This is a genomic window from Streptomyces sp. NPDC001513 (assembly GCF_042894695.1).
Lineage (GTDB): Bacteria > Actinomycetota > Actinomycetes > Streptomycetales > Streptomycetaceae > Streptomyces.
Genome location: NZ_JBIAVU010000025.1, coordinates 69,575 through 83,550 on the forward strand (window position 1 = coordinate 69,575; position 13,976 = coordinate 83,550).

The 13,976-nt window shown below is 72.5% G+C and carries 13 protein-coding genes; 8 read left to right on the plus strand and 5 right to left on the minus strand.

Annotated features, from left to right (window positions below; translation table 11 throughout):
* On the minus strand, positions 1-1,335 hold the full coding sequence (allB, locus tag ACFYZ4_RS38720) for an allantoinase AllB (protein WP_390786210.1): 1,335 nt from the start codon (positions 1,333-1,335) through the stop codon (positions 1-3).
* Positions 1,336-1,672: 337 nt separating this feature from the next.
* Between allB and ACFYZ4_RS38725 the strand changes: the two genes are divergently transcribed.
* Positions 1,673-2,476, plus strand: coding sequence for an IclR family transcriptional regulator (locus ACFYZ4_RS38725; RefSeq protein WP_351287145.1), 804 nt, complete (start codon positions 1,673-1,675; stop codon positions 2,474-2,476).
* Between the two features lie 129 nt (positions 2,477-2,605).
* Here ACFYZ4_RS38725 and ACFYZ4_RS38730 read toward each other — a convergent pair whose 3' ends face one another.
* Both ACFYZ4_RS38730 and ACFYZ4_RS38735 read right to left on the minus strand, forming a co-directional pair.
* Entirely contained in the window at positions 2,606-3,325 is a 720-nt protein-coding gene (locus ACFYZ4_RS38730; RefSeq protein WP_351287143.1) for an ABC transporter ATP-binding protein, read from the minus strand.
* Complete coding sequence (locus ACFYZ4_RS38735; RefSeq protein ID WP_351287142.1) at positions 3,322-4,407, minus strand: ABC transporter permease; 1,086 nt, start codon at positions 4,405-4,407, stop codon at positions 3,322-3,324. The genes ACFYZ4_RS38730 and ACFYZ4_RS38735 overlap by 4 nt, the downstream gene beginning before the upstream one ends.
* A gap of 134 nt (positions 4,408-4,541) precedes the next feature.
* Between ACFYZ4_RS38735 and ACFYZ4_RS38740 the strand changes: the two genes are divergently transcribed.
* Genes ACFYZ4_RS38740 through ACFYZ4_RS38750 form a run of 3 tightly spaced genes read left to right on the plus strand, consistent with a single transcriptional unit; the run spans position 4,542 to position 6,825 of the window.
* Positions 4,542-5,759, plus strand: a complete 1,218-nt coding sequence (locus tag ACFYZ4_RS38740; protein WP_351287140.1) for a sensor histidine kinase — start codon at positions 4,542-4,544, stop codon at positions 5,757-5,759.
* A 2-nt stretch (positions 5,760-5,761) separates the two neighbouring features.
* Complete coding sequence (locus tag ACFYZ4_RS38745) at positions 5,762-6,397, plus strand: response regulator transcription factor (protein ID WP_351287139.1); 636 nt, start codon at positions 5,762-5,764, stop codon at positions 6,395-6,397.
* A gap of 56 nt (positions 6,398-6,453) precedes the next feature.
* Positions 6,454-6,825 (plus strand): peptidoglycan-binding domain-containing protein, encoded by a 372-nt coding sequence (locus ACFYZ4_RS38750; RefSeq protein ID WP_351287137.1) that lies wholly within the window; start codon positions 6,454-6,456, stop codon positions 6,823-6,825.
* A 49-nt stretch (positions 6,826-6,874) separates the two neighbouring features.
* Here the strand turns inward: ACFYZ4_RS38750 and ACFYZ4_RS38755 are convergent, their stop codons facing one another.
* Positions 6,875-8,362 (minus strand): PLP-dependent aminotransferase family protein, encoded by a 1,488-nt coding sequence (locus ACFYZ4_RS38755; protein WP_351287136.1) that lies wholly within the window; start codon positions 8,360-8,362, stop codon positions 6,875-6,877.
* 237 nt (positions 8,363-8,599) lie between these two features.
* On the opposite strand from ACFYZ4_RS38755, the gene ACFYZ4_RS38760 reads away from it, so the two are divergent.
* The 3 genes from ACFYZ4_RS38760 to ACFYZ4_RS38770 all read left to right on the plus strand — a co-directional run bounded on the left by ACFYZ4_RS38760 (position 8,600) and on the right by ACFYZ4_RS38770 (position 12,588).
* The gene (locus tag ACFYZ4_RS38760) at positions 8,600-9,247 is read left to right on the plus strand and encodes a nucleotidyltransferase family protein (protein ID WP_351287134.1); all 648 of its coding nucleotides are present in this window, start codon (positions 8,600-8,602) and stop codon (positions 9,245-9,247) included.
* Between the two features lie 252 nt (positions 9,248-9,499).
* Complete coding sequence (gene aceB, locus ACFYZ4_RS38765; protein ID WP_351287133.1) at positions 9,500-11,119, plus strand: malate synthase A; 1,620 nt, start codon at positions 9,500-9,502, stop codon at positions 11,117-11,119.
* 278 nt (positions 11,120-11,397) lie between these two features.
* Entirely contained in the window at positions 11,398-12,588 is a 1,191-nt protein-coding gene (locus ACFYZ4_RS38770; RefSeq protein ID WP_351287131.1) for a GDSL-type esterase/lipase family protein, read from the plus strand.
* A gap of 52 nt (positions 12,589-12,640) precedes the next feature.
* Here the strand turns inward: ACFYZ4_RS38770 and ACFYZ4_RS38775 are convergent, their stop codons facing one another.
* On the minus strand, positions 12,641-13,027 hold the full coding sequence (locus ACFYZ4_RS38775) for a VOC family protein (RefSeq protein WP_390786207.1): 387 nt from the start codon (positions 13,025-13,027) through the stop codon (positions 12,641-12,643).
* 128 nt (positions 13,028-13,155) lie between these two features.
* Here ACFYZ4_RS38775 and ACFYZ4_RS38780 point away from each other — a divergent pair, with 128 nt between their 5' ends.
* Positions 13,156-13,779, plus strand: a complete 624-nt coding sequence (locus ACFYZ4_RS38780) for a 3'-5' exoribonuclease domain-containing protein (protein WP_351287128.1) — start codon at positions 13,156-13,158, stop codon at positions 13,777-13,779.
* Positions 13,780-13,976: the final 197 nt, after the last annotated feature.

A 13,976-nucleotide genomic window follows, 5' to 3' on the forward strand; every position in this document is an offset into this window, starting at 1 on the left:
TCAGTTCTGCCTTTCGAGGAGGAGGCCCGTGGGCTCGGTCGGGGTGCCGTGGTCGGCGATCTGCGTACCGCGCAGCCAGGTGGACTTCACGACGCCGTGCAGGGTCTTGCCCGCGTACGCCGTGACCCGGTTGCGGTGGTGGAGTTCGGCCGGGTCCACGGTGAACGTTTCTTCGGGGGCGAGCACGGCAAAGTCGGCGTCACGGCCGGCCTCGATCGCGCCCTTCTGCGCCAGGCCGGCCAGCGCGGCCGGGGCCGCGGACATCCAGCGCACGACGTCCTCCAGGGTCCGGCCGCGGCGGCGCGCCTCGGTCCAGATGGCGGGCAGGCCCAGCTGGAGGGAGGAGATGCCGCCCCACGCGGTGGAGAAGTCGCTCGTCTTCAGGTCCGCGGTGGAGGGCGAGTGGTCGGAGACGATGCAGTCGATGGTGCCGTCCGCGAGCGCGTCCCACAGGAGGTCCTGGTTGGCGGCCTCGCGGATGGGCGGGCAGCACTTGAACTCGCTGGCGCCGTCGGGCACTTCCTCGGCCGTGAGGGTGAGGTAGTGCGGACAGGACTCGACGGTGATCTTGACGCCCTCGGCCTTGGCGGCGGCGATCAGCGGCAGCGCGTCGGAGGACGACAGGTGCAGTACGTGAACGCGCGCGTTCAGCCGCTTCGCCTGGGCGATCAGGTTGCCGATCGCGGTGTTCTCGGCGTCGCGCGGGCGGGACGCGAGGAAGTCGGCGTACTTGGGGCCGGGGACGACCGGGGCGGCGTCGAGGTGGTGCGGGTCCTCGGCGTGCACGATCAGCAGGCCGCCGAAGCCGGTGATCTCGGCGAGGGAGGTGGCCAGCTGCTCCTGGTCGAGCTCGGGGAACTCGTCCACGCCCGAGGGCGACAGGAAGCACTTGAAGCCGTAGACGCCCGCGTCGTGCAGCGGGCGCAGGTCCTTGACGTTGTCGGGCAGGGCGCCGCCCCAGAAGCCGACGTCCACGTGCGCCTTGGCGCGGGCGACCTCCTGCTTGACGCGCAGGTTGTCGGTCGTGGTGGTCGGCGGCAGGGAGTTCAGCGGCATGTCGAGGATCGTGGTGATGCCGCCGGCCGCCGCGGCGCGGGTGGCCGTCCAGAAGCCCTCCCACTCGGTGCGGCCCGGGTCGTTCACGTGGACGTGGGTGTCGACCAGGCCGGGGAGCAGGACGTCGTCGCCGAAGTCCTCCAGCCGGGCTCCGGCCGGTACCTCGGCCTCGTACGCCAGCACGGCCGTGATCTTCCCGCCGGCGACGGCCACCGAGGCGGCGCGCGTCCCCTCGGGGGTGATGACGCGCGTCGAGCGCAGTACCAGTTCCACAGCCACGTCGGCCACCGGAACCTCCCCATCTACTTCCACAGAGCGAAATTCAACGTTCTGTTGACGGAGTCTTCACGGCGATCCGGGAGCAGTCAAGAGTGCCCGGACGGACCACTGACACACCGGGACCGCAATTGGATGTTTCCACAGGATGGAATTAAGATTTCACTATCCAGAATGTAGCTACCACCACCGGGAACCGGGCAGGTAACTTCCCGAGGATGTCCGCCACCCGGACAAACCGCCTCTGACCGGCGGCGACGGCCCCGACCCCAGCACTGGGACCGACGCCGACCGCCGGGTAGGCTGCTCCCTTGCCTGCCAGCACCGAAAGGACCGCGCCGTGCCGACGTCCAGCGCCAGCACCACCGACGCTTCCTCAAAGACCCCTGCCGCCAGCGGTGGCGTCCAGTCCCTTGAGCGCGCCTTCGATCTGCTCGAACGCATGGCCGATGCCGGGGGCGAGGTCGGCCTCAGCGAGCTCTCCGCCGCCAGTGGTCTGCCCCTGCCCACGATCCACCGCCTGATGCGCACGCTGGTGGCGTGCGGTTACGTCCGCCAGCAGACCAATCGACGGTACTCCCTCGGCCCGCGTCTGATCCGCCTCGGCGAGTCCGCGTCGCGGCTGCTGGGCACCTGGGCCCGCCCCTACCTCGCCCGCCTGGTCGAGGAGACCGGCGAGACGGCGAACATGGCCCTGCTCGACGGGGACGAGATCGTCTACGTCGCCCAGGTGCCCTCCAAGCACTCCATGCGCATGTTCACCGAGGTCGGCCGCCGGGTGCTGCCGCACTCCACCGGCGTGGGCAAGGCGCTCCTGGCCTACACCCCCGCCGACGAGGTACGCGCCCTCCTCGCGCGCACCGGCATGCCGGCGGCGACCGAGAAGACCATCACCACGCCCGAGGGCTTCCTCGACGCGCTGGAGCACGTCCGCAAGGTGGGCTACGCGGTCGACGACAACGAGCAGGAGATAGGAGTCCGCTGCCTCGCCGTCTCGGTGCCGAACTCGCCGACCGCCGCCGCGATCTCCATCTCGGGCCCGGCGGGCCGGGTCACCGAGGCCGTGGCCGAGTCCTTCGTGCCGATCCTGCAGGGCGTCGCCGCCGAGCTGTCGGTGGCCCTGTCCAACCAGACCCCGGCCTAGGCGGTACGCGCCCGTACGCAAAGGCCCCGGCCGTCCCTCGGAGCGAGGAACGGCCGGGGCCTTCGCGTTCGGCGCCAGCGTGGGGGCGTGCAGGGCGTACGTGAGGGCGTGCGGGCCCTCGTACGCCGCTCAGGAGGCCCGTACGCCGCTCAGGGCGCCCGGTTCGGCGCCCGGCTCCGGGAGCGGCGTCAGGCGGCCGTCGGCCATCGTCGCCGTACGGTCCATCCGCTCCAGGTGGGCGTGGTCGTGGGTGACCACCACCGTGGCGGTCGAGCGCTCGCGGGTCAGCGTGACCAGCAGGTCGAGCACGGCCGCGCCGCGCTCGTGGTCCAGGGCGCTGGTCGGCTCGTCGACCAGCAGCACGGCGGGCTCGTTCATCAGGGCGCGCGCGATGTTGATCCGCTGGCGCTGGCCCCCGGAGAGCTGGTGCGGCCGCTTGTCGGCCTTGTCCGCCAGCCCCACCGCGTCCAGCAGCTCCAGCGCGCGGCGGCGCAGGGCCTTGGCGGGCCGCCCGGAGAGGTGCGCCATCACCTGGAGCTGTTCGGCGGCGGTCAACGAGGCCAGCAGGTTCGGCTGCTGGAAGACGATGCCTATCTTCTCCCGGCGCAGGGCCGACTTCTCGGCGGCGCCGAGGCCCGCCGTGTCCCGGCCTGCGACGACGACCCGGCCGGAGTCCGGGGTGACCAGGGTGGCGGCGACCGCGAGCAGGCTGGACTTGCCGGAGCCGGAGGGTCCGATCACCGCCGTCAGCGTGCCGGCGGGCACCTCCAGGCGGACCGCGTCCAGGGCGGTGAGCCGGCTCTCGCCGTCGGGGTAGGTGAGCGTGACGTCGTGGACGAGCAGGGTCATCGGGCGCTCCCGAGGGCGGTCAGCGGGTCGACGGCGGTGATCCGCCGGATGGACAGGGCCGCGCCCAGCGCGCCCAGCACGATCATGATCGCGGCGGGGACGAGGACGGTGGCGGCGTCGAGCACGAAGGGCACGTTCCCGCCGCTGATCAGCGCGCCGAAGCCGGCGGCCAGCGCGGTGCCCGTCCCGGTCCCGATGGCGAGCATCACCACGGCCTGGCCGAGGGCGTCCTTCAGCAGGTACGGGGTGGAGGCACCCAGTGCCTTCAGGACGGCGATGTCGCCGCTGCGCTGGATGGTCCACACCGTGAAGAAGGCCCCTATCACCAGGGCGGAGATGGCGAAGAGGAAGCCGCGCATCAGCTGGAGGGAGCCGTTCTCGGCCTGGTACGAGCCTATGGCGCCCAGGGCCTCGTCGACGGTCTGGGCCTTGGTCGCGGCGGCCCCGTCGGCGGCCGCGAGGTCCAGGCCGCTGCCGGACACGGCGACGACGGTGGCGAGGGTGTCGATGGAGGTGCCGGGGTTGCCGATGCGCTGCCAGTCGTTGAGGTCCATCCAGACCACCGGGGTGTGGCTGTAGGCGGCGGTCCCGGAGACGGCGGCCACGGTCAGCTCCAGCGGGCCGATCTTGAGCTTGGCGCCCGCGGTGAGGCCGCCGAGTTCCTTCGCGGCCTTCTCGGCGAGGACCACCTGCCCCTGGGTGAGGCCGGCGTTCCGCGGCCCGAGCCGGCCGGCGGGGTCCACGCCGAAGACCGAGACGGCCGCGGTGCGCTCACCCGAGACGGCGTTGGTGGTGCGGATGCCGAGCGGCTCCGCCGCGGTCACCCCGGGCTGCTTGCGCCAGGCCAGCCAGGCGGACTCGGGGACCTGGGAGTTGGTGAAGGACACCTTCTGGTCCCCGGCGGGCGCGGCGAAGGCCAGGTGCGAGGCGGGCAGGCCGGTGATGGCCGAGATGTTCTCCCGGGCCAGGCCGGAGGTGAGCCCGGACAGCAGGCCGACCAGCAGCGTGATCAGCAGGACGACCGACCCCATCAGGGCGAAGCGTCCGTTGGCGAACCGTAGATCTCTCCATGCGACGAACATGTTCCCCACCTTGGTGTTCCGCGTGGACACAAGGCATCGCGCCACAGTAGAGATCCTCGTATCGAAGGGCGCACCGGTACATCAAACTTTCGGTTGACCGGGGCCGGCCGGGCCCGACTTACGCTGGTCCGGTCATGACTGCTGCCGCTGCCCCCCTTCCCGCCGTTTCCCGCCTCCCCGTCTCCCGCGCCCTCACCCCGGTGTCGAAGGTGCTGCGGCTGTGCCTGCACGCGCTGCTCTTCGGGCTGCTCGCGCTCGCCGCCGGGCGGGCCGTGACCGACTCCGCGCCCCGCGCCGGCTGGGTGATCGCCGCCTGCGCGGTGCTGGCCGCCGTCTACGCGGGCGGCGTACGGGCCCCCGCCGTGCACAGCTCGCCGCGCGCCGGGGCGGTGTGGCTGGCCGGGCTCGGCGCGGCCTGGGCGGCGCTGCTGGTGGTCTCCCCCGACGGGCTGTGGATCGCCTTCCCGCTGTACTTCCTGGAGCTGCACCTGCTGCGGCTGCGCTGGGGCGTCGCGGCCGTCGCGCTGACCGCCTGCGCGGCCATCGGCGGGTTCCTCGCGCACAGCAGCGCGGCGACCCCGGGGGCCTTCCTGGGGCCGCTGCTGGGCGGGGCCGTGGCGGTGGCGACCGTACTGGGCTACCAGGCGCTGTACCGCGAGAGCGAGCGCCGCCGCGAGCTGATCGAGGAGCTCATCACCACCCGGGCCGAGCTGGCCGCGGCCGAGCGGGGCGCCGGGATCCTGGCCGAGCGGGAGCGGCTCGCCCGGGAGATCCACGACACCCTCGCCCAGGGGCTGTCCTCCATCCAGCTGCTGCTGCGGGCCGCCGAGCGGGCGCTGCCCGAGGAGGCTCCGGCGCTGGAGCACATCGCCCGGGCCCGGGAGGCCGCCCAGGAGAACCTCGCCGAGGCGCGCCGCTTCGTACGGGCCCTGACCCCGCCGGACCTGGAGCACGGGTCGCTCGCCGCCGCGCTGGAACGGCTGTGCGCGGGGGTGCCGGGGCCGCGGGTGCGGTTCTCGCTGAGCGGCGGCCCGCGGGTGCTGCCCACTCCGTACGAGGTGGCGCTGCTGCGGATCGCGCAGTCGGCGCTGGCCAATGTGGTGCGGCACGCGCGGGCCGGGCGCGCCGAGATCACCCTGACCTTCATGGACGCCTCGGTCACGCTGGACATCGTCGACGACGGGCAGGGCTTCGACCCTCCCTCCGCCGCGTCGGCCTCCGGTGACGGCGGCTTCGGGCTGCCCGCGATGCGCTCGCGCGCCGAGACGCTGGGCGGGCTGTTCACCGTGGAGTCCGCCCCGGGCCAGGGCACCGCCGTGGCCGTCACCCTGCCGCTGCCCCTGGAGGTCTGACGATGACGATCCGGCTGCTGCTCGCCGACGACCATCCGGTGGTCCGGGCGGGACTGCGCGCGGTACTCGACACGGAGGCGGACTTCGCGGTGGTGGCCGAGGCGGCGACCGCCGAGCGGGCGGTGGAGCTGGCCGGCTCGGAGCCGGTGGACGTGGTGCTGATGGACCTCCAGTTCGGGCCGGGGCCCGGCATGCACGGCTCCGAGGCGACAGCCTTGATCACCGCCCGCCCGGACTCCCCCCGGGTGCTTGTCCTGACCACGTACGACACGGACGCGGACATCCTGGCGGCGGTGGAGGCGGGCGCCTCGGGCTACCTGCTCAAGGACGCCCCGCCGGAGGAACTGGCGGCGGCCGTGCGGACGGCCGCCGCGGGCCAGTCGGCGCTGGCCCCGGCGGTGGCGCTGCGGCTGATGGACCGGATGCGGACCCCGGCGGAGGCGCTGACGAAGCGGGAGCTGGAGGTGCTGCAGCTGGTCGCGGACGGCCTGTCGAACCAGCAGATCTCCAAGAAGCTCTTCCTCAGCCAGGCCACGGTCAAGTCCCACCTGGTGCACATCTACGCCAAGCTCGGCGTCGACTCCCGCACCTCGGCGGTCGCGGCCGCCGCCACCCGCCGCCTGATCCGGACTCCGTGACGGCGTGGCCCGAATATCGGTTCTTCCGCGCCGTAGTGATCATTAAGGTCTGGACCATGAACTCCTTACCGACACGCACCGCGGCCCGGGCCGCACTGATCGCCTCCCTCCTGATCGGCGGCAGCGCCCTCACGGCCGTCCCGGCAGCGGCGGCCGCGGCCGACGAGCCCGACATCACCGGCCTGAGCTGCGGCTTCGACAACCGCACGCCACCGCCCACGGTTCAGGTCGGCAGCACGGGCAGGACGGTGCGGGAGGCACAGTGCCTGCTGAACTTCTGGACGGGGCTGCGGACGACGGAGGAGGAGCCCGAAGGCGTCTTCGGTCCGGACGCCGCATCGGCCACGCGGCACTTCCAGGGCGTGCGGGGGATCCCCGTGACCGGCGCGGTGGACGCCGCGACCTGGGGCGAGTTGCGGCACAGCTGAGCCGCGCGGCACGGTCTACCCGGACCGCCGGCCCGCCGGACCGCGCGGCTCAGGCCACCCAGTGCGGGCGGTCCACCGCCGACGGCAGCGGGATGCCGTCGTGGAAGGCGCTCGCGAGGCGGCGCACGCCCTCGTCCAGGCGGTCCGGGGAGAGCGTGTAGGGGATCCGGAGCCGGTGTTCGAAGGTGCCCGGGTCCACTCCGAAGCGGGCGCCGCGGCCGATGTGCACGCCGGCGGCCGCGGCGCGCTCGGCCAGGGCGGAGCTGACCGCCTCGCCCAGGTCGACCCAGAGCGAGAGCCCGCCCGGCGGGACCTGCCAGGACCATTCGGGCGTGTGCCGCTGGAGGGCCTGGACCAGGGCCTCGCGCTGGATCCGCAACTGGGCGAGGCGTGCGGGCAGGGCCCGGTCCATGTCGGCCATCAGCGGGAGCGCGACCAGCTGGTCGAGGACCGAGCCGGTCATGTCGGCCGAGACCCGTACCGCGGTCAGCTCGGCGATCATCTTCGCGCCGGCCCGGACCCAGCCCACGCGCAGGCCGCCCCAGTGCGTCTTGCTGAGCGAGCCGATGGTGATCACGTGGTCGGCGCCGCCGCGCGGCGCGAGGGAGGCGAGCGGCGCGGGCGCGGGCACGTCCAGCGCGATGTCGGCGATGGTTTCGTCGACCACCAGCCAGGTCCCTGTCGCACGGGTCGCCGCGAGCAGCCGCAGCCGCTGCTCCGGCGGCATCAGCGCGCCCGTCGGGTTGTGGAAGTCGGGGATCACGTACGCCATCCTCGGCACGGTCTGGCGCAGGGTGGACTCGGCGATCTCCATGTCCCAGCCCGCGTCGGAGACGGCGATGGAACCGGTGCGCAGCCGTGCGTGGCGCAGGGCGTCGAGGGCGTTGGCGTAGGTGGGGTTCTCGGTGACGACCCGGTCGCCGGTCCGGCAGAGCAGGCTGACGACCAGGCTGAAGGCCTGCTGGGCGCCGGAGGTGAGCAGGATCTGCTCGGGGCGCGTGGGCAGTCCGCGGCGGGTGAACCGCTCGGCGACGGCGGTCCGCAGGTCGGGCAGGCCGAACGGGTGGTAGCCGGGGCTGCGGGCGAGCCGGGGCAGGCGCGGCGCCGCCCAGGCGAAGGCCTCGGCGAGGCTGCCCTCCGGGGCGCCCATGGCGGCGATGGCGAGGTCGATGCCGGGCTCGCCGTCGGCGCTGTAGCCGCCGGCGCCGACGAGGGCATGGGCTCCGACCGGGCGGTGGCCGTCGGGGAGTTCGGTCCAGGTGCCGGAGCCGCGCCGGCTGCGGACGTAGCCGCTCTCGCGCAGCAGGTCGTAGGCGCCGGTGACGGTGGCCCGGCTGGCGCCGACGGCCTCGGCGAGTTCGCGTTCGGCGGGCAGCCTGACGTGCAGGGCGATCCGGCCGTCGAGGATCAGCGTGCGGACGGCGTCGGCGAGCGCCCGGTAGCCGGGGCGGGCCAGGACCTCCGCGGGCAGCAGGGCGGCGAGCTGCCGACTGCCGATGGTCCTGTCCGCTGTCTGGACCACTCGCCCGTTTGCCATGCCAACCTCCCCTGATTGGCTCTGACGGCCAGGCCAATCGAGGACCAGACTCGCCGTATTGGCCCCCGATTGGCAAGGAGACGGCGAGATGCTCACCGACCGTGACGAACGTGCCCTGCTGGCTGCCGCCGAGAACCGGGTCGCCCGGCCGCTGCGCATCGGGGCCGCACTGGACTCCGTACGCCGCACTCTGACGCGGCGCTCACGGGATTCCGCACAGGAGCGAGAATCGGTGGCATGCCAGTCGACTCCCCGTCCGATTCCGACGCCCCCTCCGATTCCGACGCCCCCTCCGCTGCGCCCGTGATCGCGGGCCTGCTCCTGGCGGCCGGCGGCGGCCGCCGGCTCGGCGGGCGGCCCAAGGCCCTGCTCCCTTACCGCGGCCGCCCGCTCGTCGAGAACGCCGTACGGGTCCTGCGCGAGGCGGGCTGCGGCCCGGTGCACGTGGTGCTCGGCGCCTCGGCCTCCGAGGTCCGCGAGCGGGCCGACCTGACCGGCTGCGTGGTCGTGGACAACCCGGACTGGGCGGAGGGGATGGGCTCCTCCCTGCGGGTCGGACTGACCTCGCTGGCCGGTACGGGCGCCCGCGCCGCCCTGGTCTCGCTGGTGGACCAGCCGGGCATCGGCCCGGCGGCCGTGGCCCGGGTCCGGGAGGCCTACCGCTCCCCCGCGAGCCTGGTGGCGGCGGCCTACGGCGGGGAGCGCGGCCACCCGGTGCTGTTCGGGGCGGACCGCTGGGCGGACATCGCGGCGACCGCGACGGGCGACAAGGGCGCGCGGGTGCACCTCGCACGACACGCCGAAGAGCTCATGCTGGTGGAGTGCTCGGACATCGCGGAGGCCTTCGACATCGACACCCCGCCCGACCTGGTACGTCTCCTCTGAGCACGGTGTGACGGCGATGGCACTGAGGGCCACCGAGAAGTGGAATCTGTCGACTCAGAGAATCTCGATATCAACAAACCATTGAACTTCCACCATGAGGAAATTACTATCCACTGGTCAGAAGCGCCCTGAACCCCCAGACGGCGCCCGCGACCGTATTCCGGAACTCTCCACACCCGACGACACTGCGTGCCGTCTCGCGCGAGCATTCCCCCGCGGCCGCCAGGCACCGCCGCTGAAGGAGTGACAGATATGTCCGCACCAGCGCCGTCCCCGCTGGCCATCGTCGACGCCGAGCCCCTGCCCCGGCAGGACGAAGTCCTCACCGAAGCGGCTCTCGCCTTCGTGGCCGAGCTCCACCGGCGGTTCGCCCCCCGCCGCGCCGAGCTCCTCGCCCGCCGCGCCGAGCGCCGTGCCGAGATCGCCCGGACCTCCACCCTCGACTTCCTCCCGGACACCGCACAGGTCCGCGAGGGCGACTGGAAGGTTGCGCCGGCCCCGGCCGCGCTGAACGACCGTCGTGTGGAGATCACCGGTCCGACGGACCGCAAGATGACCATCAACGCCCTGAACTCGGGCGCCAGGGTCTGGCTCGCCGACTTCGAGGACGCCTCCGCTCCCACCTGGGAGAACGTCGTCCTCGGCCAGCTCAATCTCATCGACGCCTACGAGCGCCGCATCGACTTCACCGACCCGCGCACGGGCAAGGCGTACGCCCTGAAGCCCGCCGACCAGCTCGCCACCGTCGTGATGCGGCCGCGCGGCTGGCACCTGGAGGAGCGCCACCTGCGGTTCGAGGGCGGCCCGGCCTCCGGCTCGCTCGTGGACTTCGGCCTGTACTTCTTCCACAACGCGAAGCGCCTGATCGACCTCGGCAAGGGCCCGTACTTCTACCTGCCGAAGACGGAGTCGCACCTGGAGGCGCGCCTCTGGAACGAGATCTTCGTCTTCGCCCAGGACTACGTCGGCATCCCGCAGGGCACCGTCCGCGCCACCGTCCTCATCGAGACGATCACCGCCGCGTACGAGATGGAGGAGATCCTCTACGAGCTGCGCGACCACGCGGCGGGCCTGAACGCGGGCCGCTGGGACTACCTCTTCTCCATCGTGAAGAACTTCCGTGACGGCGGCGAGAAGTTCGTCCTGCCGGACCGCAACGCGGTGACGATGACCGCCCCGTTCATGCGGGCGTACACCGAACTGCTGGTCCGCACCTGCCACAAGCGCGGCGCGCACGCCATCGGCGGCATGGCGGCCTTCATCCCGTCCCGCAAGGACGCCGAGGTCAACAAGGTCGCCTTCGAGAAGGTCAAGGCCGACAAGGACCGCGAGGCGGGCGACGGCTTCGACGGCTCCTGGGTCGCCCACCCCGACCTGGTCCCGATCGCGATGGCCTCCTTCGACGCGGTCCTCGGCGAGAAGCCCAACCAGAAGGACCGGCTGCGCGAGGACGTCTCGGTGGCCCCGGGCGAGCTCATCGCGATCGACTCCCTGGACGCGAAGCCGACGTACGAGGGCCTGCGCAACGCGGTCCAGGTCGGCATCCGCTACATCGAGGCCTGGCTGCGCGGCCTCGGCGCCGTCGGCATCTTCGGCCTGATGGAGGACGCGGCCACCGCCGAGATCTCCCGCTCGCAGATCTGGCAGTGGATCAACGCCGGCGTGGTGTTCGAGAACGGCGAGACCGCCACCGCCGACCTGACCCGCAAGCTCGCGGCCGAGGAACTGGCCGCCATCCGCGCCGAGGTCGGCGAGGAGGCCTTCGCGGCCGGCAAGTGGCAGCAGGCCCACGACCTCCTCCTCCAGGTCTCCCTGGACGCGGACTACGCGGACTTCCTCACGCTCCCCGCGTACGACCAGCTCGTCGGCTGATCCCCGGATTCGGCTGAAACGCACAGCGGCCGAACCCGCCGGCTCCGCCCCCGTCACCTTCACGGCACGGGGGCGGAGCCGTTTGCGTTCCACAACAGGAGGAGCGGACTCCCGAACGACCGATCGGTCGTTACTCGTTCGTAACTTGCCTGTACCTAGCGGTAACAAGTGGGCCCGTGTCACCTTTCCGATGCCACCGGCCGGCGGTACCCCCACTTTCCCAGCCACGCGACGGAGTCGTTGCCGACTTCGGCATGGCCGAAAACAGGAGTTCCGCAGTGATCGGATTCCGCAACGTCAGCAAGGACCGGTACCGCAGTCGGGTGCGACGACTGGCCGGAGCCGGATTGGTCCTGCCGCTCGCCGTCGGCGCGCTGGTGACCGGCGGCGCCGGGACCTCCGTGGCCAGCCCCGGGACCGGACCCACCGCCGTGGTGTCGATGGGCGACAGCTACATCTCCGGCGAGGCCGGACGCTGGAAGGGCAACACCCTCACCAACACCGGAAGCCGGAACGGGACCGACCGGGGCTGGGTCAGCGGCAGCACCTACGATCCCGGCAAGGTGTACGGGGCCACGGCCGGCGGGTGCCACCGCTCCGACTCCGCCGAGGTGCGCAGCGCCGGGGCGATCGCCGACGTCGCCGTCAATCTGGCCTGCTCGGGGGCGGTTTCGGACAACGTGTTCCGCGCCTCCAACGGCGGTGTCGCCTTCAAGGGCGAGGCGCCGCAGGCGGACCAGCTCGCCGCGGTGGCCGCGAGCCACAACGTCAAGGTCATCGCGCTGTCCATCGGCGGCAACGACCTCGGCTTCGCGGACATCATCAAGGACTGCGCGCTCGACTTCGTCATCTGGAACTCGTACTGCTACGACGACCAGCAGTACGGGGTCGACCAGAAGATCGACGCGGTCATGGGCAAGGTCGGCAAGTCCGTGGACGAGGTGCGGGCGGTGATGCGCGCGGCCGGGTACGCCGACTCCTCGTACCGGATCGTGCTGCAGTCCTACCCGTCGCCGATCCCGCGGGGCGCGGAGAACCGGTACACGCAGAGCGACTGGAGCCGGCTCAACACGGGCGGCTGCCCCTTCTGGAACCGGGACTCCGACTGGGCGCGGGACTCGCTGGTGCCGCAGATCGCCAACCGGATCAAGGGCGTCGCCGCGGCCAAGGGGGCGCAGTTCCTGGACCTGCGGGACATGATGCAGGGCCGTGAGGTGTGCGCCAAGGCGAGCAAGCAGGTGAGCTCCACGGTGCCGGCCTCGGCGAAGACGAGCGAGTGGGCGCGCTGGATCGACAACAACGAGTCGCAGGGCCTGATCCAGGAGTCCATGCACCCGAACCACTTCGGCCAGCTGGCGGCCGGCCGCTGCCTCGCACTGGTCGTCGCCCAGCCCGCGAGCTCCGGCTTCAGCTGCAAGAACACCGCGGGCGGGGACCAGACCGGGATGTTCCTGACCCCGGCCTCCTAGGGCCGGTGAACGGGCGTACGCGGCCCTGCCGGCGGGCAGGGCCGCGTACGCCTCAGGGGCCGCCGTTCAGCACGGACAGGATGTTGCCCGCCGGGTCCTTGAACCAGGCGATGGTGGGCATGCCCTCGTCGCCGTGCACGATGCCCTTGGCGTCCGCCTCGAAGCCCTCGTAGCGCTCGAACGCGACACCGCGGGCGGTGAGCTCGTCGACGGCCCGTTCCACGTCGTCCACGGGGAAGTTCAAGATCGTGTAGTTCGCGGGCCGGTGGTCCTCCTTCGGGTAGACCATGATCGTGGTCCCGCCCGCGAGGTCCAGGCGGAGCAGGCCCATCTCCTCGTCCTGCGAGACGTTCAGGCCGAGGGTCGAGCCGTAGAACTCCCTGGCCCGCTCCAGGTCGTCGACCGCGAATCCGCTGAATGCCCTGCTGTTTCCGAACATGGCCGTTCCTTCGGTCCGGGGCACCCCGCTTCCCATGGTCCCTCCGGCAGGGCCGGGCGTCGATTCCGCGCACCCGGCCCCCGGAAAACGGGGTGATCGCCGCGCGGGCTGGTGGCATCCTCGGGCGCATGGCAGCCCGCACCGCACGTCCCAGCCTGTACATCTCCGTCGACATCGAGGCCGACGGACCCATTCCCGGCCCCTACTCGATGATCAGCTTCGGGGCCGCGGTCGCGGGCCGGCAGGACGGGGCCTCGTATACGGCCGCCGATCCCGAACAGCTCACCTTCTACCGCGAGTTGCGTCCCATCGGCGAGGAGTTCGTGCCCGAGGCGCTGGCGGTGAGCGGCCTGGACCGCGACCGGCTGGTCCGGGAGGGCGCCGACCCGGCGGCGGCCATGGACGAGTTCCGCACCTGGGTGCGGGAGGTGTCGGCCGAGGCCGGTGCGCAGCCGGTGATGTGCGGCTATCCGGCGTCCTTCGACTGGACCTTCCTGTACTGGTACCTGATGCGGTTCGGCGCGGACAGCCCCTTCGGCCACTCCGGCTGCCTGGACATGAAGACCCTCTACGCGACGAAGGCGGGGGTGCCGCTGCGCGCCGCGGTCAAGGGCCGGATGCCCCGTGCACTGCTGTCGCGGCGCCGCCACACGCATCACGCCCTGGACGACGCGATCGAACAGGCCGAGCTGATGAGCAACCTGATGCTGTGGCAGCCCCCGGTGCCGGTGCCGGCGGATCCGGCCGTGTAGGTCTCCAACCGGCCGGCCGCCACCGAGCGGGTCGCCGGCCTCTTCCACTCGACCTGCTGACCGGGCACGCGTACGGCGGTGGGGGCGGGCCCCCCCCCCGGGGGGGCCTTCGCACCCCCGGACGTACCGGCGCCCCCCGGTGGGCCGGCGGGGCCGGGCCGGGCACCCGCACCCGGTCGGGTGCGGCCGCCGCGGGC

Bases quoted from the DNA above. Each gene is read 5' to 3' on its own strand.
- ACFYZ4_RS38730 (WP_351287143.1), bottom strand. From the start codon at position 3,325: ATGACCCTGCTCGTCCACGACGTCACGCTCACCTACCCCGACGGCGAG.
- ACFYZ4_RS38735 (WP_351287142.1), bottom strand. From the start codon at position 4,407: ATGTTCGTCGCATGGAGAGATCTACGGTTCGCCAACGGACGCTTCGCC.
- ACFYZ4_RS38740 (WP_351287140.1), top strand. From the start codon at position 4,542: ATGACTGCTGCCGCTGCCCCCCTTCCCGCCGTTTCCCGCCTCCCCGTC.
- ACFYZ4_RS38745 (WP_351287139.1), top strand. From the start codon at position 5,762: ATGACGATCCGGCTGCTGCTCGCCGACGACCATCCGGTGGTCCGGGCG.
- ACFYZ4_RS38750 (WP_351287137.1), top strand. From the start codon at position 6,454: ATGAACTCCTTACCGACACGCACCGCGGCCCGGGCCGCACTGATCGCC.
- ACFYZ4_RS38755 (WP_351287136.1), bottom strand. From the start codon at position 8,362: ATGGCAAACGGGCGAGTGGTCCAGACAGCGGACAGGACCATCGGCAGT.
- ACFYZ4_RS38760 (WP_351287134.1), top strand. From the start codon at position 8,600: ATGCCAGTCGACTCCCCGTCCGATTCCGACGCCCCCTCCGATTCCGAC.
- aceB (WP_351287133.1), top strand. From the start codon at position 9,500: ATGTCCGCACCAGCGCCGTCCCCGCTGGCCATCGTCGACGCCGAGCCC.
- ACFYZ4_RS38775 (WP_390786207.1), bottom strand. From the start codon at position 13,027: ATGTTCGGAAACAGCAGGGCATTCAGCGGATTCGCGGTCGACGACCTG.
- ACFYZ4_RS38780 (WP_351287128.1), top strand. From the start codon at position 13,156: ATGGCAGCCCGCACCGCACGTCCCAGCCTGTACATCTCCGTCGACATC.